This is a genomic window from Dolichospermum sp. UHCC 0260, assembly GCF_009711985.1.
Classification (GTDB): Bacteria; Cyanobacteriota; Cyanobacteriia; order Cyanobacteriales; family Nostocaceae; genus Dolichospermum; species Dolichospermum lemmermannii.
The window spans coordinates 1-23,706 of sequence record NZ_VIKZ01000048.1 but is presented as its reverse complement, the minus strand read 5'-3'; the positions used below and the strand labels follow the sequence as shown (position 1 = coordinate 23,706).

Genomic DNA, 23,706 nt, shown 5'->3' with positions numbered 1-23,706 from the left:
TGATTGAATTTTAAGCGTACGAAATAGGAGCAAGATATTTTCATGCTCCTATAAATTAGGTTGTAATTTAATCAAATTAAAGTTACAAAATCTAACTTTTCTAGTAAATCCAAGGAATCAACCGAGAAGTGCGTTGTTTGTATTCCTCATATTCACTACCAAAAGCTTCATTAAGAACTGATTCTTCAATTTTAGAACGAAAGTCATGGGTAAAGAAGTTAGCAACAAACTGAAGTAAGAAACCTAGACGAGGTACTAGTAAAAAAGATCCTAAATATAATAACTGAAAAGCAAAATATAGAGGATGACGGACCCGATTATAAGGTCCAGATTTAACCAGTTGGTGTCCAGGATCTATTTGAGGATATAAACGCCAAGAACGGAAAGTCCAAAAAGCCCAAATTTTTACAGATAGAGCAATGATAATCAACACTATTCCAGCTATCTGTAGAGGTAGTGAAACAGGAAGAATTAATCCTCCAGCCCAATTTGGTTTGAACCACCAAAGAGTTAACAAAAAGTAGAACATTACATAAGTAATAACTGTGGATACAAGTGCAGGAGCAGCTTTAGGTGTGGTGACTCTCTCAGTAGCAACTTTTCCATCAGTTTGGGGTTCTCCGGTGCGTCCTCCTTTTCTTCTTACTGAAGAAGCATTAGTAATTAAAAACCAATAGATGCTATGGCTCAAGGTGAGAAATGCTTTCACATCAACATCTGGTAAAAAATCTGGTAAAACCATTATTTAGCTCCTGTGATTAATGTACTGTTTGGTATTTTATCCCTATGCAAACAAGTTTTGAGAACCTGAGCAAGGAAAGAAACATGAGGTTCATGAAAAATCGTGAAGTGGTTACCAGGAATTGTATTTACCTGAAGTCCACTAGGAGCAAAAGAATTCCAACCCAAGTCTAGAATTAGCTCATCTTCTGGTGCTTGTTTTTCGGCTCGGAGTAAAACAAATTCATGGGGATAAACCTTGGGGTTGTAGCTATATAGAGCTAACATATTCGTTTTGAAAACCTGGAAAAGGTGTTGAATTTGCATTAATCCAGCATCAATTGGCACAAGATTAAGTTTTCTCGCTTGGGCAAGAATATAATCTAATTGTTGATTGGAGTTCATCTCTTGTAACTGAATCCGCAGTTGAGATAAATCTAGATCAAACTTGCCTTCTAAATCTTGGATGAACCAAGCTGCTAAAAGTGCTTCATCTAAAATTAGGTTTTGATTGGGAACTTTACAATCAATGATTGCTAATAAATCTACTTGTTGATTTTGATTGTGTAATTGTTGAGCCATCTCAAAAGCAACTGCTCCTCCAAAAGACCATCCTCCTATTAAATAAGGTCCTTTTGGTTGAATAGTCTGCATAGCTGAAATGTAACAAGCAGCCATTTCTTCAATACTTGTTAAAATCTCATGTTCTGGGTTAAGTCCTGGTGATTGCAATCCATAAAATGGTCGTTCTTTACCAAGATTATGTGTTAACTCAGTGTAACAGAAAACATTACCACCAACCGGATGAACACAGAAAAATGGAGTCCCATTTCCCTGGGTTTGAATTTCTACCACAGGAGACCAAGGACGAGTAGGTTGCTGTTGATTGAGTTGTTGTGCAAGTTGTTCAACAGTTCCAAATTGAAAGAGGGTAGATAGTGGTAATGTTTGACCAAAGTGTTTTTGAATTTGCGTCATCAGCCGCACCGCTGAAATGGAATTACCACCCAGATTAAAGAAGTTATCACTCACACCTATAGGATGAATATGTAAGGTTTCTGTCCAAATCTGAACTAATTCCATTTCTACGGCATTTCTGGGAGCGACAAAGTTTTTTATTTGCTCATAACTGTTTGCTTGTGGTTGGGGGAGAGCTTTGCGATCAAGTTTACCATTAGCAGTAATGGGGAGAGATTCCAACAGGATAAAAGTAGAAGGAATCATGTATTCAGGTAGTTTTTCTTGGAGAAATTGACGTAACTCCTGACTGGTAGGAACTGTTTGAGAATTAGGAACTATGTAAGCTACTAGTTGTTTATCTCCTTGTGGATCATTGATTGCTGTCACAACTAGAGCTTGTAGTTCTGGATATTGACTCAGTGCAGCTTCTATTTGTCCTAACTCAATTCGATATCCCCTAATTTTTACTTGAAAGTCTTCTCTTCCTAAAAACTCAATATTGCCATCAGGGAGGTAACGTCCTAAATCTCCCGTGCGGTAAAGTCTCATCCCTGTTTGAGGATGATGGATAAAGCTGGCAGCAGTCTTAGCTTCGTCTCTCCAGTATCCCCAGGCTAAACCAATACCGCCAATATAAAGGTTTCCTGTTACCCAAGTAGGACAAGGTTCTAGAGACCCATCTAAGACATGAAAGGTTTGATTACTTAATGGACGACCGTAGGGAATACTGGGTAAATCTGGATCTATGTTGTCAATGGGATGGAAAATAGACCAAATTGATGCCTCTGTTGCTCCCCCTAAGCTGATAGTTTTTACTCCTGGAAGTAGGGATTTAATTTGCTCAGGTAATTTTACAGGAATCCAGTCACCGCTTAACAGCACCAACTTGAGGCAATTAGGTAGTTTATCCGAGTTCTCATCTGCATATTCAACGAGTAATTTCATCAATGGTGGTGCAGAGTTCCAGACTGTCACTTGTTCTCGCACCATGATTTCTGCCCATTGGGCAGGATCTTTAATCGTTGTTGCATCTGGCATGATGATAGTACCACCAGCAGCCAAAGTTCCAAAGATGTCATAGACAGAGAGATCAAAACTTAATGCTGAGATGGCAAATAGGCGATCGCCTGCTTTTACATCAAACCTACGATTGATATCCAGAATGGTATTCACTGCACCCTGATGATCAATCATTACTCCCTTGGGTCTGCCTGTTGATCCTGATGTATAGATCACATAGGCTAAATCTAGAGGTGTTTGCAGACTTGGTAAGTTGGTAACTTCACTCTCTAATCGTTGATCTTGATCTACTTGATCCAAACATAATATTTGTAACTGTTGCGGCCATGTCAGTTTTTGCTCTAACCAAGATTGAGTTAAAACTATTTCTACATCGCTATTTTCCAATATGTACCACAGGTTTTCTTTGGGTATTGCTGGGTCAATAGGTAAATAAGCAGCTCCAGATTTTAAAATACTCAGAACTGCTACTATCTGTTCCCACCCTTTTTCCATAACTATAGCTACTAGTCCATTGACCTTAGCACCTTGCTGACGTAACCATTTTCCTAGTCGCTGAGAATATACATCCAATTCCTGATAGGTTAATTGCCGTTGAGTAGCAATGACAGCAGCTTGCTGTGGACGTTGAGTTACTTGAGCAATAAAACAGCTATGTAGTGTTTCCTGAGAAATTGGTACTTCTGTCGCATTAATAATAGAACGCTGTTGGAGTTGCTCTGTAGGTAACAACCGAGGATTCCTTTCCCAAGCAGTTTGATCATCTGCTAGTTCTTTTAAAAGACGACAATAGGCATTAAACATTTCCTCCATTAATCCTGAAGGAAAAACTTCATCTACTGCATCCCAATTCAAGACTAAAGCCCCTTGATCTTCCACAACTTGATGATCAAGTAAAACGAAGGGGGTTTGTAAACCACTATCTTTTAAAGTCCAAACATCTGTAATTGAGCTAGAATCTTGACCACGAGAGTCTAACCCCAGAGCGCTGGCAAAGGTAACTGGCATTGCAGCTCTGGAACTTCCCCCTTGTCTTCGATTCAGTTCTCCTAGGACTTCCACCCCACTAATAGAACTGTGTTCTAAATCTTGCCATAATTGCTGCTGTAAAGCCCGGACATGAGCCGTAAAGTTTTTAGATTGTGCACAATCTACCTCTAGTAAGACGGTGGAACTGAAATTCCCTAATACTTTATACACCTGTGGATGGAGTGGGAGACGATTGAAGTAAAGTATGTTAATACTAAATCGGCTATTTTTACTCCAAGTGTTGAGTACGTAGGCGTAGGCGGCACAGAGGGTAGACGCAGGTTTTAAGCCTAAATTAATTGTTTTTTCTTTAAACCGCTGCCATTGTTCTGCATCTAAACGAGCAGTCCACCGGCGAAAACGAGGGAAGTCTAAGGAACTAGGTTGTTTAGCTAATGGTAATTCCGGTGCTGGGGGGAAGGTATCTAAACGTTGCCACCAATATTTTTGCGATTGTTGATATGCTAGAGAACCTTTAATTTGAGCGATCGCTAATCCGTAGCTACGATAAGAAATTTCTAAAGGGGGAATAGCTTTGTGTTGATAAAACTGAAACAGTTCTTGAAAGAAAATCCCGCTACTGAGTGCATCGCAAATAATCAAACTAATGCTGAAATGGAGGAGAAATTTTTGCTCCTCTAACTGATGTATGGTCAATTCAAATAATGGCCAAGTATCAATAGAGGGACCATGATCTGCTATGCGTTGGCGCAGTTTCTGTAAATGTGCAGCCACAGTTTCCGAGTTTTGACCTTGTAAATCAATGATTTCAACTTGATATTCAGGAATTTTTTCCAGAATTTCTTGTTGTCCATCTGCACGAATCATCACCCTTAAAGCTTCATGGCGTTGAACTAGGGCGTTAATTGCCACATTCATCTGCTGTAAATCTATCTTAGAGGTTTCAACCTCAACATAGTAATGAGCAGAGACATTTCCTAGTTCAAAAAACCGACTATTACCTATAGCATAGGCTTGTTGAAGATCAGTTAGGGGAAAAGGAACATACTGCTGTAAGGGATCACTAGTCAAATTCGGTGTAGATGTACTTTCTTTTAGCTGAATTTTAGTCAGCAAAGCCAGAATTTCAGCTTTTTTGTCTGCTAACTGTGTACGTAAATCTGAGTTAATAACCCCCTTGGGCGCTCGATATTTTAAATTGCCATCTTCTGCCCAAAATTTGACTCCTTGGGCTGAGAGATCCGTTAATAATTGTTCTGTGATCATATTTCCCCATCCTCCCAATCATCACTCAAAGTTTCTGTACCTGGTTGTTCCCAGTTCATCCCTGGTAATTCATGCATTTTTTGACTAAAAGCTTCATTACTTAATTTGGTTACAACCTGAGCAGCGAGTTGAACTATACTTGGTCCTTCTAAAAGATCCGCCATTGGCACACTGATACCAATTTCTTTTTCAATCCAGTTCTTCAATTCGACAGCAATCAGTGAGTCAAGATTCACATAATTTAAAGACCTTTTGGTATCTAGTTTCTCCGTGGGTAATCTCAGAGCATGAGCAATATATTCACGTAACCAACTAGTTAAAATTGCTGGACGTTGATCCGGTTCTATAAGTAAGAGTTCAGCACGTTTTCCCGAAATGGATATTTGCTCTGGGGAGAATAATTGATTTGCTTGAGACATCAAGTCTCGTAAAAACGGTAACTGCACCAAAGCTGGACTGGATTGGCTTAATATTTGCCAATTAGCTGGGAGAATACCCACTTGTACAGCAGATTTGTTTTGCAGCAGTTTCGCAAATATATCTAACCCCAGAGCCGGAGCAATCGTTCCAAAACCGCTATCACTAAAGCGATCGCTTTGATTTGTTTCTGTAGCTGCCAAACCGACTTCAGACCAAGCGCCCCAGTTGATACTCAAACCAGTTAAACCGCGACTTTGACGATAATTGGCTAATGTATCTAGAAAAGCATTGGCAGCCGAGTAATTACCCTGACCAGGAGAACCGATTAAAGAAGCGGCAGAGGAGAACAGAACAAAAAAGTCTAGGGAACGATCAAGGGTATGTAAATGGAGATTCCAAGCTCCTAAAACTTTGGGATTGATGACTTTCTGGAACCGTTTTTGATTGAGTTGTAATAAAATTCCATCATCAAGTACAGCCGCTGAATGAATGATCCCTTTTACAGATGGCATTGATGCTTCCACGGTCTGCAAAGCCTGAGCGACTTGTAAACTTTGAGACACATCAGCCAACACTACCATAATCCTTGCCCCTGTTGCCTCCATTTGGGCGATCGCTTTTTGTGCTGTTTCTGAAGGTGCGCTTCTTCCCATTAAGGCTAAATGACGGGACCCCTGGGCAATCATCCACTGGGCAATAGTTAAACCCAGTCCTCCCATACCCCCAGTAATCAGGTAGGTAGCATCAGTGTTAAACAAGGAGGGAGGGTTTGTTTTGACTTGTTCTTGTTTAGCTCTAACTAACCTAGCTACATACCTTGTTTGTTCTCGCCAAGTCACTTGATTTTCGTGACTGTTGAACCTGATTTCTTGCTCTAGAATGGGTAAGTCTGCGAGCAAGTTCTCAAAACTTAAATCAACCAGAGTACAACGAAGTTCTGGGTGTTCTAAGATAATTACCTTACCTAATCCCCACACAGTCGATTGAAGTAGGGAAATAGGGTAATTTTTCTGGACCTGATGGGAAGTGATCGCTTGAGTTCCCTGAGTGACCAACCAGAGCCTCGGAAAATCTGGGATAGAGGCTTTTACCAGAGCTTGAGTTAAATTCAGGACAGCACAGCTAAAAATCTCCGAATTTTCTGGTAAATCTGCCTTTTCCTCAACCTGAGAAACACTAGCACCCCAGCAATAAACTACGCCTTGACAAGGTGTTTTCCCCCCTTGGATATATTTGTGGACAAGCTCTTGAAATTCACCTAAATCAGCAGGATTGACCTGTACAGAATCCGCTGGCAGAGATAATCCTATTTGCTGTTGAAATACAAGTGTGAAGGTATCACCATTTTTGGCAAAAAGATGTCCTAGTGTCTGACCAACTTCTACCGTATCAGCAAAAATTAACCAATGTCCCGACTGCTGAACCTGGGGAATTATCTCTAGGGGTTGAGGTTGCCATTCAACTTCATAAAACCAATCATTAACATCAACTTGGGGAGATTTTTGACTAGCTGAATCAAGTCGTTGTCCTCTAAATCCCAGCACTTCGACAATAATTTCTCCTTGAGAATTCAGTAAGAAGATATCACCTTCTAAACTTTCTTGGTCATCAGCTTGTGGTTTTAGAAGTAAATGACTCCAGAGATTTTGGTCTAAACTACCGTAAACCGTCAAACTTTTTAACCCGACAGGTAAATAAGTAACCTTTTCATTTTCGTTTTCAGTTTTTAGTTGTACAGCACCAAAAGTTTGAAACGCTGAATCTAAAAGCACTGGATGAATCTGATAAGGATTTTCAGACCCTATGAGAGTCTTTGGCAATTGAATTTGAGCGAATACTTCCCCTTGGTTTCGCCAAATTTTTTGAACTCCTTGGAAACAAGGGCCATAATATAAACCATAACTAGCCATTGTCTGATAATGAGTTATGGCTGAGATGGTTTCTGGACAACGGTTTTGAATTGTCTCAACTCCTACTGTTTTCGGGGTGACAGAGTTATCTGTAGCTGGGTTCAGATCAATTGTTCCTGTGGCATGAAGCGTCCAAGGAGTGGGAAATGGAGCATGGGTACGATGGCTAAAAATTTGAAACTCAGCCTGATTTTCGATATCAGCAGTAGAAATCAGGAGTTGGATAGTTTGCCGCTCATCTGCTGCTAAAAATAATGCTTTTTGGAAAGATATATCCCTGAGAGAGCAGAGTTTTGAACCAAAAATTTCTCTGGTTGCAGACAAGGCCATCTCTACATAAGCTGATCCTGGTAATACGACTCTTCCTTGAACCTGATGATCTTGCAAGTAAGAAAGAGACCTGACATCTAGTTCTACTTCCCAAAAATGTTGTCCTGCTAAGTGAGCTAATTCTCGTAAGCGATCGCCTAGCAAGGGATGACTTGTAGAAGCTCGATTTCTCACGGTTCTAGGTTCATCTTCGGGAATATCTAACCAATACCGCTCCCGTTGCCAAGGATAAGTTGGTAGTGGGAAATATGCCATTTTGGTAGGATAAACTTGATGCCATTGCACTGAATAACCAAGTGTGTATAATTCTCCTAAAGTCTCTAAAAGCTGCACCCGAATCGGAGATTTAGCTTGGTGAGGCAGACTAATGGCTGTTAGTCCTTGTTTTTGAGAAGATTGAGCGATTTGCTGACTCAGTATTGATTCTGGACTGATTTCCAGAAAAATATTGTATCCATTAGCAATTAGGCAATCAATCATCCTAGTTAGGGATGAAGTATTACCACAAGTTCCTCCCCAATCTAAGGGTTTCATGGTTGCTCCATTTCCTAGTTGTGCTGAGGAACGGGAGTAAATGAGGAATTTAGCTGGTTGATTGTTAATAACTGCTGCTAACTGGTGATGCTGTGAATTATTCACCCTGTGAGCAACTTGATAAAATAGTAACTCAATCGCCGATTCTAAATTCAACACCCCAGCTATATGAGCCGCAGCAATCTCTCCTAAACCATCACCTGCGATCGCTTCTGGTTGAATTCCCCAAAAGAGCCAAAGATTTGCCAGAGCAATTTGTAATGCCACTGTCAGAGGTAATGCTACTTGGGATAGATGCAGTTTTTCCTCACTGGCTAACTCTGCTAACAAAGACCAACCACCATACTTTTGAAACAGTGGATCACATTGCTCTAATGTACTTTGAAAAACTGATTCATCCTTAATTAACTGTCTACCCGCATTCCACCAATTAAGATCCGACTCAGTGAAGATGAAAGCATTTTTCGGTAAATTGCTGAATATTGGGGCGGTATCTGGTGTCTGCGACTGTAAATAAGTTGCTAAATTAGATTGAAGATCAGCGCAATTATTTCCCACTAATGCCAATCGGTAAGGATGATGACTGCGGTGGACACTGGCGTTATAACAAATTTTTGGTAGTGAAAAGTCATCGGGTGCGTTAGCTAAAAGTTCACTGTAACGAACTGCTAAATCTCTAAGTGCATGAGGGTGACGAGCAGATAATGGCAGTAACCAAGTAGTGGGTAAATTTAATTGATTTTCACCAATATCTACCTGATTTGCTTCTTCTAGAATTAAATGAGCATTTGTTCCGCTGAGTCCATAGGAACTTAGTCCCGCAATCCGGCGATTTTCAAATCCTGCCCAAGGAGTATTTTCTACAGGAATTTTAATCCGACCAGCTTCTAAAGAAATTAGCGGATTGACTGTTTGTAAATGTAAATGAGGCGGAATTTTCTGATGTTGTAAAGCTAAGACAACTTTAATTAAACCTGCAATTCCGGCTGCTGATTCTAAATGTCCAATATTAGTTTTTACCGAACTCACCCAAAGAGGATTATCTAAATCACGATTTTGAGCATAAACTTCTGCCAATGCTCTAATTTCAATCGGATCTCCTAAAGATGTCCCAGTCCCGTGAGCTTCCACATAGCTAACTTGGTGAGGTTGAACCTGAGCATTTTCCAGAGATTGTTTCATTAACATCTGGTGAGCTAAACCGTTGGGAACTGTTAATCCACTCCCCGCACCATTATGATTAACCGCCGATCCCCGAATTAAAGCGAGAATTTGATCACCATCAGCGATCGCATCACTGAGACGCTTCAGGACAATCATCCCACAGCCTTCACCACGGGTATAACCATCAGCAGCAGCATCAAATGCCTTGCAACGACCATCTGGAGATAGGGCCCGTAACCGTGAGAGGGCGACACTCACTTCTGGAGATGAAATGACGTTAACTCCACCTGCTAAAGCTACCCGAGATTCTTGCGATCGCAAGCTTTGACAAGCTAGATGAACAGATACCAGTGAAGAAGAACAAGCCGTATCCATGACCATGGAAGGACCATGCAGACCTAATAAATATGAAAGTCTGCCAGATACAAAACTAAAACCCACCCCAGAACTAGTATAGAGATCGATATGTTCTGGGTTGCCCGTACTAATGAGACGATGATTGTAGTCACAATACATAATCCCGACAAAAACGCCTGTCTTGCTATTTTTCAGGTTTTCGGGAACTTGACCTGCTGATTCTAAAGCTTCCCAACTGACTTCTAATAGTAAACGTTGTTGAGGGTCCATGCTCATAGCTTCTCTAGGAGAAATGCCGAAAAAATCCGCATCAAATTGATCAATTTGGGGGAGAAAGCAGCCATGACGACTATAAATTTTACCCGGAGTTCCTGGATTACTATCGTAGAAAGCGTCAATATCCCAACGGTCTTTGGGTAATTCACCAGTTGTATATCTTCCCTCTGATAACATTTGCCAAAATGCTGTGGGACTATCTGCACTTCCGGGAAAACGACACCCCATGCCAATAATAGCGATTGGTTCAGTTTTAGCTTGCTCTAATTTGGTGATTTTGGCTTGCATTTTTTCGAGAGTCAGCAAAGCCCGTTTCAAAGGAGAAAGTTGCTCGATACGTTCTGAAACATTACCCATAGGAAAGAGGGAATAAAGTGTATAATTAATAACATTAAAGCATTTAAAACATTTCTTCTAATAATGCCAACTTTTCAGCTAGTAAAATTTCTGCTGAGTCTTCAGAAAGCGCTTCTAATTCTGATAAAGTCCTGTGGTCTTCCTCCTTGGTTGTTAAAGATTGGTTTTCATCTAAAAGAGGAGCATCTTGCCAACCCAACACCTCTTGAGATAGATAGTTTTTTAATGCTTCAATAGTAGGATATTCAAAAGTTAGTGTAGAAGGTAAAGCCGCACCAAAACTTTTTTGGAGCCGATTTTTCAACTCCACAGCCATCAATGAATCCATCCCTAAATCAAATAAACCCTTTTGCAGTTCTAAGATCATGGGGGAAGCACCAATTACTTGAGCGACTTCATGGCGAATATGTTCAATTAAAAGCTGTTCCCGTTGATTGGAGGTCGCTGTCTGCAACTGCTGCCACAAGTTGAAAGATGGGGAAGAGGAAGTTTGATATTTTGGGATAGTTTGGGCAATATTAGCCAAAAAGGTTGGCTCATCACCACTAGGAAATTGTTGGAGAAATTTTCGCCACTCAATTGGCAATACTCCTATTTGATTGTTTTCATGTTGTAATAAATATCCGAAAACATCTAAGCCTGCTGATGGGGTAATTTCTCCTATGCCTTGAGTATTCCAGCGTTTTTGCACTTGTTCAGATAGTATTTGAGCCATACCAGATTCAGCCCACGGACCCCAATTGATACTCAATCCTGGCAATCCTTGAGCTTGTCTGTGAGCAGCTAGAGTATCTAAAAATGTATTAGCAGCAGCATAATTAGCTTGTGCAAATGAACCAATTAATGATGCTAATGAAGAGAACAGAACAAAGAAATCTAATGGTAATTCTAAAGTTTGAGTATGTAAATTCCAAGCACCAAGCACTTTAGGTGCCATCACTTGGGCAAATTGATCCCAATTTTGTTTGAGTAAAATGCCATCACTTAACACTCCGGCTGAATGAATAATCCCCCGCAATGTGGGTAAAGTTTCCTGAATTTCTTGTAAAACTGAAGTTACAGACTGCGATCGCGAAATATCAGATGTGAGTACAATTACTTTAGCTCCTTTCTGTTCTAAAAGTTGGATTTGTTCACTAGTTTTACTAGATGCACCACTACGACTAGTTAAGACGAGGTAACGAGCGCCAGAATCTACCAACCAATGAGCAATTTGCAAACCTAAAGCACCTAAACCACCAGTAATTAAGTAGGTACTATCATTGCGAATAGTGAAAGAAGAAACATCAGTGAGTTTTACCTGACTACGTTCTAGTCTGGCAACATATCGTTGATCTTGAGAAAAAGCTACTAAATTCTCTTTTTGGTTCTGAACCAATTCAGCCCATAATTGAGTGAGTTGATTGGCTATTGGTGTTGGTGCTAAATCCACCATTCCCCCCCAACGTTCTGGATTTTCTAGGGCAATTACACGTCCTAACCCCCAAAGAGTGGATTGCTCTAATGCTAGGGATTTAAATCTACCGACTGATTGTGTTCCCTGGGTAATAATCCAAAGTTTAGCAGCAAACGGTAAATTTTCTTGAGCTAAGGCCTGTAAAAGATGGAGTACACTACCACAATTCAATGCTTGAATTGCTGCTAATTCCTGACTACTCCCTTTAGTGTCTAGTAATTTTTCTAACCCCCATAAATAGACAATACCACCCCACTCCATTTGCCCATGACTAACTAACTGTTGGATTAGACCTAAAAAATCATCAGGTTGTGCCGGGTTAATCAAGTAATTTCCATCTACGGTTCTTTGATATTCACTGCTAGCATAGATTAACGTACAGGTTTGTCCTTGATGATGCCAGTAATCTGCTAAGGAGGTAGCAAATCCGTGGGAATCAGCAAAAATAAGCCATTGAGCCGGTTTAGTCGTCAGACTAGGCATAGAAATATCTTGTTGTTGCCAATGAATTTTGTACAGCCAATTATGCCAGTTTTCTGACTGTGATAATAAAGCTGATTGGTTGACAGCTTTAATCTTTAACCCTTTTATCTCTACGAGAGTCTGGTTATTTTCATCAACTAATTGGATATCTCCTACCAGTATCTGGGATGATTGTGGTTCTCGTAGTTGAGCATAACTCTGTAATGGAGCATGAAGAACAGGTAATGTTTTTACATAGAGTCTTTCTAATCCCAGGGGAACATAGGAAGAGGTAGAATCATATGCTTTATTTGGTAAAGCAGCACTCAGTAACTGAAAACATGAATCAATTAATCCAGGATGTAATTTATAAACATCTATATCTTTAACAGATTGTGGTGACTGTATCAAACTAAGTGCTTCCCTATCTCCATACCAAATTTCTCCTAACCATTGAAAGCTAGTACCAAGATAAATTCCTCTTTTATTGGCTGCTTGATAAATTGCCTCTGAGTTAGGAGTGTAATTTGAACATCTGGCTTGAATTTCCGTAAGTGAAATTAACGGAGGGGTAGTAATTTTTTCTGAATTGACTAAAAATAACTTACTAGAAGCATGGAGAACCCAAGATGATTGATTGTTTTCGTTTTCAGGAGAAGTAAGACTAAATAGTTGACAAGTAAAAGCTCCAGATTCAGAGGGTGTTAAGACTATTTGAATTTTTCGCTCTAAGTCATCTGTTAAAATCAATGTTTGCAAAAATAACACATCTTCGATCGCTATTCCCTGACTAACCTGGAATATTTCTAAAGCAGAAGCCACAAACATTGATAAATAGAACGCTCCTGGAACCAGGATGCTGTTGTAAACTTGGTGGTCTGCTAAATCGGGAAATGCTTTGAGACTGATTGTGGTTTCAAAGTGAATATTTGATGCTACAGGAGAAAAAAACCGTCTACCAATCAATGGATGGTGTACTTTATCTTCAGGTTTTCTTGAGTTTTGAGAATGCCATACTTGGTGAGGTTCTTGTGGCCAAAATGTTTGGTGTTGAAAGGGATATGTTGGTAAAGCAATGGACTGCTTTCCATAACCAGCTTCCACTTGATGCCAGTTAATATCTACACCCCGGAGATATAATTCCCTCAAACTTCCTAATAAATATTGCCAGTCTGCACCTCCAACATTCATCGAAGATAACCATAGCCCTGTTTCGGGAGGTAAACATCTTCTTCCCATTCCAGCTAAAACTGGTTTTGCACTTACTTCCAGAAATATCTGATATCCCTGTTTGTGCAGAGTTTCAATACTTGCGGTAAACTGTACGGTTGCCAAAATATGACGACACCAATATTCTGCGTGACCAATTTCTGCAAAGGACGTGAAGTTTCCTGTGAGGTTGGAAATGAGACTAATTTGTGGGGGATGATAGGTAATTTCCTCGGCAATTTGTCTAAATTCTCCCAGCATTGGTGCCATTAAGGGCGAATGGAAAGCATGGGATACTTGTAATATTTGATAACCAATACCTTTTTGGTCTAATGTTTGTAATATTTGGGCAAAAACTTGAGATTCCCCAGAAATAACTGTATTAGTAGGTCCATTCACTCCAGCGATAGTCACATGATTTTCTAAACCAGCAATGATCGATTTAACCTGTTGAAGACTAGCGAATACTGCCGCCATTTTCCCATTCTGGGGGAGAGATTGCATCAATCGAGAACGGTGAGCAATTAGTTTTAACCCATCTTCTAGACTAAAAATGCCAGCAATACAAGCTGCGACATATTCACCGACGCTATGCCCCATGACTGCATCTGGTTGAATCCCCCAAGACAACCATAGTTGAGCAAGTGCATATTCAATGGCAAATAATACAGGTTGGGTATAGGCTGTTTCATCAATGGGAGATGATTTACCTTCTGGGGGATAAATCACGTCCAGTAAGGAATAATCCAAATGAGAACGCAGTAAGCGATCGCACTCATCTAAGATTGATCGGAATAAGGGTTGTGTTTTATATAACTGACGACCCATCTGTAAATATTGAGAGCCTTGTCCAGCAAACAAGAACACAATTTTATTAGCCTGACTATTTGCACAATCCGATATCTGCACATCGTCTGAGTTACCGTCAACAAATTCCTGAAGTTTGGTTTGTAACTCGATTGTTGAGTCTGTAATCAAAGTCAGACGATGGGGGAAATGACTACGACCCGTGTTACTACTGGCACAAATATCTGCGATTGTAACACCCAAATTTTCTTTTTCTTTCAGGTAATGGGTATAACGTTGTGCAAGCTGCTGTAGTGCTGATTGAGTTTTCGCAGATAAAGTAAACAGATGTAATGGTCGGTTCTGGGTGAATTTGGGTGTTTCCCCAGGACTCTCTTCTAAAACAATGTGAGCATTAATGCCACTCAGACCAAAGGAACTAACTCCAGCTATCCGTGGTGCTGTGGGAGAATCCCATGGTTGACATTTTGTTGGTATTTGAATCTGATTATTCTCTAAATCAATATGGGGATTCAATGTTTGCAAATGCAAATGAGGTGGTATTTGCTTATGTTGTAGAGATAAAATCACCTTGATCAGTGCGGCAATTCCAGCGGCTGATTCTAAATGTCCAATATTGGTTTTGACAGAAGCAATTTGTAATGGTTGTCCAGGTTGACGTTCCTGACTATATACACCCTCTAATGCCTGTACTTCTATGGGATCACCTAATGATGTTCCCGTACCATGAGTTTCTATATAACTAATTTGATGAGGTTTCACCCCAGCATTATCTAAAGCTTGTTGTAAGAGTTTTTGTTGTGCTGGACCACTGGGAACTGTTAACCCACTACTTGGACCATCATGATTAACTGCTGAACCACGAATGATGGCAAGAATACGATCACCATTAGCCAGAGCGTCAGAAAGACGCTTCAGAACAACAACGCCACAACCTTCTCCTCGTGCGTAACCGTCAGCATTGGCATCAAAGGTTTTGCAACGGCTGTCAGGCGATAGAGCTTGCATCCGTGATAGTGCAATACTAGCTTCTGGAAACAAAATTAAATTTACTCCCCCTGCCAAAGCTAAATTGCTTTCTCTGAGGCGTAAACTTTGACAAGCTAAATGCACCGCGACTAAAGAGGATGAACAGGCTGTGTCAATCACCATTGCTGGTCCTTGCAAGCCTAGGAAATAGGATAAACGTCCTGCCAAAAAACTAGGACTATTGCCTGTTCCATAATAAGCATCCAAGTAATCAGAGTTCCCCAAAGCTGTCAATCTTCGGGAATAATCATGGTGCATGACTCCCATATAAACTGCTGTTGGGGTATTACGTAATCTCTCAGCGGGCAGATTGGCATTTTCCAAGGCTTCCCAACTGACTTCTAATAGGAGTCGTTGTTGGGGATCAAGGGTCAGGGCTTCACGGGGGGTGATATTGAAAAATTGAGCATCAAATTGGCTCACCCCTGACAGAAAATAACCTTGTCGGGTGTACATTTTTCCGGCTGCTTCAGGATTATTACTGTAATATGCCGCCACATCCCAACGATCAGTAGGAATATCTGTAGCGGTATCAATTCCATTTTCTAAGATTCGCCAAAAATCTTCTGGATTATTGACCGCGCCAGGAAATCGGCATCCCATGCCCACAATAGCGATCGCTTCGGTTTTAGCCTGTTTCTCTGCTTCTAGTTTCTGACGCATTTCTTTGAGTGCCAGAAGTGCCTGTTTAAGCTGAGAAAGTTGATTATCTGAAGTGTTATTCATTACCAATTACCCCCCATCAATTCTGCAACTGCTGCCATTTCTGCTGCTAATAAATCACTTACTTCATCATCAGAAATCTGTTCCAGGTTAGTTGATGCCCCCTCTAACGGTTGATCATATATAGGTTGTTCTTTGGATTGTTCTTTAGGGTCATTTTTGTCCTTAGACCATCCCATAACTTTTTGTCCTATGTATCTTATTAAACTTTCTATAGTTGGATAGTCAAATATGATTGTAGCAGGTAATGTCTTTTCTAAGTTATTTTGCAGTCGGTTTTTTAAGTCAACAGCCATCAGTGAATCTATACCCATTTCAAATAACCCCTTTTGTAATTTCAAGTTATGGGATACAGGTAATCCGAGTACCAGTTTGACTTCACTGGTTAGATATTCTTTCAAAAAGTTCCAGCGTCTATCATGAGGAAGATTTTCAAGTTGTTGAAGGACTTGACTTTGTGGCTTTTGTGTTGTCAAAGAGTCGGTAACTAATTCCGTAAACAATCGAGGTATCTTGCCATTTGCAAAAGACTGGATAAATTTTGACCATTCTATAGGTAGAACTCCCAGGTGAGCATCTGGTGTTTGTAAGCAGTGTTGGAGGATTTGTAATCCTTGTTTGGCCGGAATCTGTCCAATTCCTTCGGCATCCCAACGTCCTTGAGTCCGCTGATCCCTTGCAGCCATGCCAACATCTGCCCAAGGACCCCAATTGATACTTAATCCGGGTAAACCCTGCGATCGCCGATAGTGAGCTAAGGTATCCAAAAAGGCATTACCAGCCGCATAATTACTCTGACCAGCCGAACCAACCAGGGAAGCAGCGGAGGAGAACAGAATGAAAAAGTCTAATGATATTTTCTGGGTGAGAAGATGGAGATTCCAAGCCCCCCCTATTTTCGGCATCATTACCTGAGTAAAACGCTGCCATTGTTGCTGAATTAACACCCCATCTTTTAAAACACCTGCTGCATGAATTATGCCTTTGAGAGGAGGTAAAGAATCACCAATTTGGAGGAAAATCTTCTCAAGTTCTTCGTAGTTAGATACATCTGCTTGAGCTACTAAAACTTTAGCTGATGATTGGTCTATTTTGTCCATTCTTTCATCGGTCAGATCACGTCCTCTACGACTAATGAGAACTAATGATGTAGCTCCTTGATCAATCATCCATTGTGCAACTTCTAGTCCTAAGTCTCCTAAACCACCAGTAATTAAATAGGTGGCATCTGGATTTAGTTTGTAGTTTGTGTTGGGAACAATTCGGTCAGGATATTTCGTGAGACGAGCAACATAGCGACTATCTACCCGATAAGCCACATACTCTTCTCTTTCTGTAACCATTAGTTCGGTGAAGATGGAAACAGCCTGATTTTCTGGGTTCAGTGGTTGCAAATCAGTGATTCCCCAATTTAATTCTGGATGTTCAAAGGAGAGAGTCCTTACCATTCCCCATAGTGGTGATTGATCAACGGCGACTATATCTTGTGGTGTAACGGCTTGAGCGCCTTGAGTCACGAACTGTAATTGGGGGATTGTGGATTTACTTTCTTTGATCAGGGTCTGGATTAAATAGAGGGCACTACCACAAATCAGAGTCTGATTGGCAATTAACGTAGTGGATGTTCTTTCTGACACTAAATTAGCATCCAGACTCCAGAGGTGAATTACACCCAAAATTGGTAGAGTATCCTGAGATATTTGTTGCCAAAGAGACACAAATTCATCAGATCGTTCTGGATTGATCTGTATTTGAGAATTTCCACTGGGAACATCTGAATTTACAGGATACACGAGTGTACATTTTTGCCCTTGCTTTCCTAAAAGAGTAGCTAAAGCCTGACCAACTCCCCCAGCATCGGCAAAAATTAGCCATTGTCCCGGAACTACTAGCTTTTGGGTTTTAGTTGCAATTAGCGATCGCCATTTTAGTTGATATAACCAATCATCCACCGAACTAGGCTTAGTAGGTAGCAGCAGTTTCTGCTCAACCTGTTTGACTGTAAAATTACCAACTTCTATGTAAACCTGACCTGAATCATCAAGCAATTGAATATCCCCAGCTAAAGTTTTTGCATCCAACAAATCTGGAGAGTTTAATAATACATAAGCCCATAATCCTTCATGAGAGCAAGGAAGAGAGATCAATTTCAAATAATCTATTTTTATCGGTACATAAGCAGTACCATCCCAAGTTTTTGTAGGCAGGGTAGCATTTAACATCTGCAAGCAAGCATCAATTAATCCAGGGTGTAGGGGATATGCGGGAATATTCACCAAACCGGAAGGAGTTTGAACTTGACCAATTGCTTCTCCTTGACGATGCCAAACTGACTTAATCCATCTAAAACTTGTCCCTAAATGCAAGCCTCTATCAGCAGCATTCTGATATAAAAGTTCTTCACCGCTACTGTTTTTTAAGCAACGATGTTGAATTTCATCAGGTGAATTTTGTGTTTGCTGGAGAATTTCATCAGCATTTAGTCTTAATGTTCCTGTGATATGTAACTGCCAATTGCCACCTTCAGCAGACGATTGATGATCAAGACTAAACACCTGGAAAACTGTTTTTTCTGGGCTTTCTGGTTTAAGAATCAGTTGAAGAGTACAAAGTCCTGATTCAGCTAAACTTAATGCTTTCAAAAAGGCTACATCTTCAATGATGATTCCAGAAGCTTTTTCCCCCATCTCTATAGCGGCAGCTATAATCATAGCCAGATACAAAGTGGCAGGAATTACAATGACTCCATAAACTTGATGATCTGCTAAAAAAGGTAGAGTATCTAAACTGAACTGAGATTCAAATTGAATTACTTCAGTTAAAGGGGAATGAAGACGACGAATTAATGGAGAATGTGAAATTGTTATAGATTGGGAAATCTGGGTTTCTAATTGTGGGGATAACCAATATTCCTGTCTTTGAAAGGGATAGGTTGGTAAAACCAGTAGATGACGTAAATAGCCACGATCAAATCCCGACCAGTTTATATTTAAACCATGTAAATAGAGTTTAGTCAGTAATTGAGAGATAGTTTGCCAATCTGATTGATCTGGTTTGAGAGAAGGGAACCAAACTGCTGTTTCCTGTTTTTCAGCATAGTCAAGGGAAATCCACAAATTGCATTGATCCGAGAATAGGACTTCCGATGGCTCAACTAGTGATTGCAAACATTGACACCAATACTCGTGACTGAAGATATTTTCATCACTCAAAGGTTTTCCTGTCATTCCAGAAATTAGAGAAATCCGAGGAGCGGAAAGTTGAATAATTTGCGTGACAGATTCATCTGGGGAAAGTGGGGGGAATTTTTGCTCCAGCAACAGACTTAAACTATCTTCTAAGGTAATCACACCAGCTATACAAGCACCAACAAGTTCACCAACCCCAAAACCGACAACAACTTTTGGTTCAATCCCCCAAGATTGCCACATTTGAGATAAAGCATACTCGACAGCGAAGATGACAAATGGTTTTAGAGAATTTTCTATTTCCTGGGAGTAAAGAATATCTGCAAGGGATTGATCAAGAAATGGTTGAAGATGCTGACTACATAATTCCAGTGCTTGATGAAACTTTGGTTGAGTTTGATAAAGTTGATACCCCATATCATGAAAAACGCCACTACCGGAGAAGGTAAAGGAGATTTTAGGACTAACAGAGTATTGAACAGAGCTATATATGGGAGAGGATGTGAGATGTTTTTCTAGAAGTTCTGTTAATCGTGCTTGTAACTCAGACGTTGACTCGGCTACAACCGCTAATCGTTCAGAAAAATGCGATCGCCCCGTATTGGCTGTGTAACAAATATCTGCTATTTCTGCATCACCATGGTTAGTCAGATACTGCTGATAACGTTGAACTAATTGGATTAAAGCTGGTTCAGTTTTAGCAGACAGTGTGAGCAGATGCAGAGGACGTTCTATTACCTCGTGGGGAGTTGGGGGTAACACCTCTGGAGCTTCTGCTAACAAAATATGAGCATTAGTTCCACTCAAACCAAAAGAACTCACTCCAGCAACACGAGGGACGGTGGTTCTTAACCAAGGAGTCCGCTTTGTGGGAATTTGCAGATAACTTTCTTCTAAAACAATTCGCGGATTTAAGGTTTGTAAATGCAAGTGGGGAGGAATTTCTTGATGATGGAGTGCTAGAACTACTTTAATTAATCCAGCAATCCCCGCTGCTGATTCTAAATGTCCAATATTGGTTTTGACTGAGCCAATCTTCAAAGGGTTTTCTCGAGTCCTTCCTTGACTAAATACAGAGCCTAGCGCTCGCACCTCAATCGGATCTCCCAATGGTGTCCCAGTCCCATGAGCTTCTATATAGTCAACTTCATGAGGTTTAATCCCTGCACTATCCAGAGCAGTTTGCAGTAAAGTCTCTTGAGAAAGTCCATTAGGAACTGTAAAGCCGCTGGTATGCCCATCATGGTTAACAGCAGAACCCCTAATCACAGCGAAAATTTTGTCTCCATCAGCCACAGCTTGAGAAAGTCGTTTCAGCACCACGATACCGCAACCTTCACCCCGTCCATATCCATCTGCGGAGGCATCGAAAGTCTTACAACGGCCATCTGAAGATATAGCTTTTGCTTGGGAGAGAAATATGTGACTATCAGGGGAGATAATCAAATTACATCCACCAGCAAGAGCCAGATTACACTCTCCAGTGCGTAAGCTCTGACAGGCCAAATGTATAGTCACTAATGATGAAGAACAAGCTGTATCAACTACTATGGCAGGTCCTTGTAATCCCAGAAAATACGACAACCGACCGGCTGCGGCACTTAAGGCTGTTCCTGTACCATAATAAGCATTGAATCTAGTGGAATCACCTGTTTGTATCTGTAACTTGGCGTAATCAGCATTAATCAAACCGATGAATACACCTGTTTGACTAGACATTAATTTTTCTGGTGCTTGTCCTCCGTGTTCCAGTGCTTCCCAACCAACTTCTAGTAAGATACGTTGTTGAGGATCAAGACTAATGGCTTCTCGTGGAGCAATTCCGAAAAATTCTGGATCAAACTGAGCGATCGCATTCAGATAACCGCCTCGATTAGTATACATTTTACCTGGTATATCTGGATTGTTATCGTAATAGTTAGCAATATCCCAGCGATCGCCAGGAATCTCGCTAATAGCATCTATTCCATTTTGAATCAGTGACCAAAAAGCCTCTGGACTATTGGCTTCACCTGGAAAACGGCAACCTATACCGATGATCGCGATTGCCTCCGGCTCTTCTAATTTTGATGATTTTTTAATGTCTGATTTTTGTAATAAAGGTATACATTGCTCTACAGAACGTTTAATTGTTTCTGATGTCGAGATATTAGTAACTAAATATTCAGCAAGATATTTAATCGAGGGGTAGTCAAATACTAACGAAGAAGGGAGAACTATCAAGTTTTCCAAAGCCTTTTGCAGTCTATCTTGTAGTTCTATTACCATTAGAGATGTCATTTCCATCTCAAAAAAGCCCCGAGTGATATCTAGAGGATGAGATGGAGCAAAACCTAGAATAGAAGAGATTTCAGTCTGAATAAAATTTGTCCAGAAGCTAAACTGAGATTCTGAAGACAGGCTTCTAAATTGGTTAAAAAAATCAGTATGTTGTGTCATAAAAAATTAATCAATCAGAAACTTTTCTTATAGAACCCATATAATACACATAACTCCACCACATCAGACCTCTCTCTTCATCCTCTTCTTTTGGCTACAGTATTGAGCTAAGTAGAAATGTTGAGTCTAAGTAGGTTAGCATTGAAAATCGTCGTTATGGCAAGGCAAGAGGCAAGAGTGAAGAGGGTTTGGGCGATTTTACTTTTCGTTACATATTTCGGTTTTTTTCCGTTCACCTACTTATCACAGCAACTATTATAGCATTAAGTAGGTCAACATAAATAAAACCAAAGTGTGTAAAGAAAAGTAAAATCTCCAAAAACCTCTTCACTCTTGCATGAGTGCCTCTTGCCTCTTGCCTTTCCACAACGATAATTTTTAACGCCGACCTACTTAATTAATCATTACACATTAACTGGATGCCATAACAGTTGATACCTTACCACCGCTTGTCCCTCACGCACGAGACACTTCTATTCCCCTGTCTTTTGCACAAGAGTCTATATGGTATTTACAACAATTAGCTCCTGAAAGTTGCGCCTACAACAGCTTTTTTATTTTACGTTTTACTGGCTCTCTTTCTGCAACTGCTTTGGAGTCCAGTTTCAATGAAATAATTCGTCGTCATGAAATATTACGCACGGCTTTTACGATAGTAGAAGGTCAACCTGTACAAGTAATTACTCCATTTCTAACTATCCCATTAGAGATTATAGACTTACAAAACCTACCCTTGATAGAGCGAACATCGGTGGCATTGATCTGTTTGCTGGTCGTTAAATTTCCTGAAATTTCGTCCACAGAAAATCCCGATGCCGAAACCAATTCATTTTGGCAAGAAATCACCTTTGGCTGGAAATATTTAGTAGCACGTCCTGGACTACTTGGATTAGTCATGTTCATTGCCATTATCAACTTTCTCGTTGGTAGCGCAGAAGCTCTCACTACACCCTTAGTGCTTTCCTTTGCTTCCGCACAATCACTAGGAGCTATCTATTCTATTTCTAGTTTTGGACTATTACTAGGCAGTGCCGTGATCAGCATTTGGGGCGGACTAGAACGCCAGATCAATACCATATTTGTGTCTATGGCATTTTTGGGCATCTCCTATGTATTAGCTGGATTGACTGCTTCAACAGTTATATTTACGATCGCCAATTTCTTGATATTTCTGACAATTCCCATCATTAATGGGTCAATTCAAGTCATCTATCAGAAAAAAGTAGCACCAGAAGTACAGGGAAGGGTCTTTGCTTTTCGCAGTGCTGCTGTACAGGGGTTTTTACCACTTGCCTACCTAACCTGTGGAGCATTAGCTGATCAATTTTTTGAACCAATCATGGCAAAAGATGGAGCTTTAGCCCATAGCATTGGCCAGATTATTGGGGTTGGTCATGGTCGCGGTATGGGTTTAATGTTTATCATCATGGGTCTGTTTTCTCTAGTCGCAACCTTAATTGCCTACTTATATCCGCGTCTCCGCTTTGTAGAACATGAACTACCTGATGCAATTCCTGACGAACCAGAAGTTTCATAAAGCCGATATAACAAAGATGTCACCAAGACGCTCTTTGACATCTATCTCAGTGGGTATTTCATATAACAAAAACTTATGGGTAATAAGTAACTAAATTTCATTACTAATCGGGGTCAATTTTCTGTTATAACTTTTAGCTTTTCCCTTAGTATCAGAATTGAAGCAAATTTAAACCAGCGGCTAATCCCATCAGAATAGCTGTAAAGTCTGCTTAAAAATCACTTATACTGCCGATTTCACAACAGAGGATAATTAAATGGCTACTTACAAAGTTACTCTCATCACTCCAGACGGTACTAAGACTATAGACTGCGATGACGACACTTATATTTTGGATGCAGCAGAAGAAGCTGAATTTGACTTACCCTTCTCTTGTCGGGCTGGTGCTTGCTCAACTTGTGCAGGTAAAATCATTTCTGGTACTGTTGACCAATCTGATCAATCCTTCTTAGATGATGATCAAATCGAAGCTCAATATGTATTGACTTGTGTTGCTTATCCTACTTCTGATGTCACCATCGAAACCCACAGAGAAGAAGACCTTTACTAAAC

At 40.4% G+C, this 23,706-nt stretch carries 7 protein-coding genes; 2 read left to right on the top strand and 5 right to left on the bottom strand.

Translation table 11 applies throughout. The features are described 5' to 3' along the window. Positions 1 to 100: 100 nt before the first annotated feature. From FJR08_RS17475 to FJR08_RS17455, 5 genes are read right to left on the bottom strand one after another with little or no spacing between them, the layout of a single operon-like run. Positions 101 to 742, bottom strand: coding sequence for an isoprenylcysteine carboxylmethyltransferase family protein (locus tag FJR08_RS17475; RefSeq protein ID WP_168634021.1), 642 nt, complete (start codon positions 740 to 742; stop codon positions 101 to 103). Continuing rightward, the gene (locus FJR08_RS17470; RefSeq protein WP_168634020.1) at positions 742 to 4,956 is read right to left on the bottom strand and encodes a non-ribosomal peptide synthetase; all 4,215 of its coding nucleotides are present in this window, start codon (positions 4,954 to 4,956) and stop codon (positions 742 to 744) included. The genes FJR08_RS17475 and FJR08_RS17470 overlap by 1 nt, the downstream gene beginning before the upstream one ends. Next, entirely contained in the window at positions 4,953 to 10,304 is a 5,352-nt protein-coding gene (locus FJR08_RS17465) for a type I polyketide synthase (RefSeq protein WP_168634019.1), read from the bottom strand. The genes FJR08_RS17470 and FJR08_RS17465 overlap by 4 nt, the downstream gene beginning before the upstream one ends. A 43-nt stretch (positions 10,305 to 10,347) precedes the next feature. Further along, positions 10,348 to 15,993 carry a type I polyketide synthase gene (locus FJR08_RS17460; protein WP_168634018.1) on the bottom strand — a complete coding sequence of 1,882 codons (5,646 nt, stop codon included), beginning with the start codon at positions 15,991 to 15,993 and terminating at the stop codon, positions 10,348 to 10,350. Beyond that, on the bottom strand, positions 15,993 to 21,617 hold the full coding sequence (locus tag FJR08_RS17455) for a type I polyketide synthase (protein ID WP_168634017.1): 5,625 nt from the start codon (positions 21,615 to 21,617) through the stop codon (positions 15,993 to 15,995). Before FJR08_RS17455 ends, FJR08_RS17460 begins: the two co-directional genes overlap by 1 nt. Positions 21,618 to 22,032: 415 nt before the next feature. On the opposite strand from FJR08_RS17455, the gene FJR08_RS17445 reads away from it, so the two are divergent. Together FJR08_RS17445 and FJR08_RS17440 are read left to right on the top strand one after the other, a co-directional pair. Next, a complete protein-coding gene (locus FJR08_RS17445; protein WP_323294467.1) occupies positions 22,033 to 23,154 on the top strand; it encodes a condensation domain-containing protein in 1,122 nt (373 codons plus the stop codon). A gap of 256 nt (positions 23,155 to 23,410) precedes the next feature. Next, complete coding sequence (locus FJR08_RS17440) at positions 23,411 to 23,704, top strand: ferredoxin (RefSeq protein ID WP_015079457.1); 294 nt, start codon at positions 23,411 to 23,413, stop codon at positions 23,702 to 23,704. The last annotated feature ends 2 nt before the right edge of the window (positions 23,705 to 23,706 follow it).

What these genes read in the sequence shown, in the direction of transcription:
- FJR08_RS17475 (WP_168634021.1), bottom strand. Translation starts at nt 742, where the DNA reads ATGGTTTTACCAGATTTTTTACCAGATGTTGATGTGAAAGCATTTCTC.
- FJR08_RS17465 (WP_168634019.1), bottom strand. Translation starts at nt 10,304, where the DNA reads ATGGGTAATGTTTCAGAACGTATCGAGCAACTTTCTCCTTTGAAACGG.
- FJR08_RS17455 (WP_168634017.1), bottom strand. Translation starts at nt 21,617, where the DNA reads ATGACACAACATACTGATTTTTTTAACCAATTTAGAAGCCTGTCTTCA.
- FJR08_RS17460 (WP_168634018.1), bottom strand. Translation starts at nt 15,993, where the DNA reads ATGAATAACACTTCAGATAATCAACTTTCTCAGCTTAAACAGGCACTT.
- FJR08_RS17470 (WP_168634020.1), bottom strand. Translation starts at nt 4,956, where the DNA reads ATGATCACAGAACAATTATTAACGGATCTCTCAGCCCAAGGAGTCAAA.
- FJR08_RS17440 (WP_015079457.1), top strand. Translation starts at nt 23,411, where the DNA reads ATGGCTACTTACAAAGTTACTCTCATCACTCCAGACGGTACTAAGACT.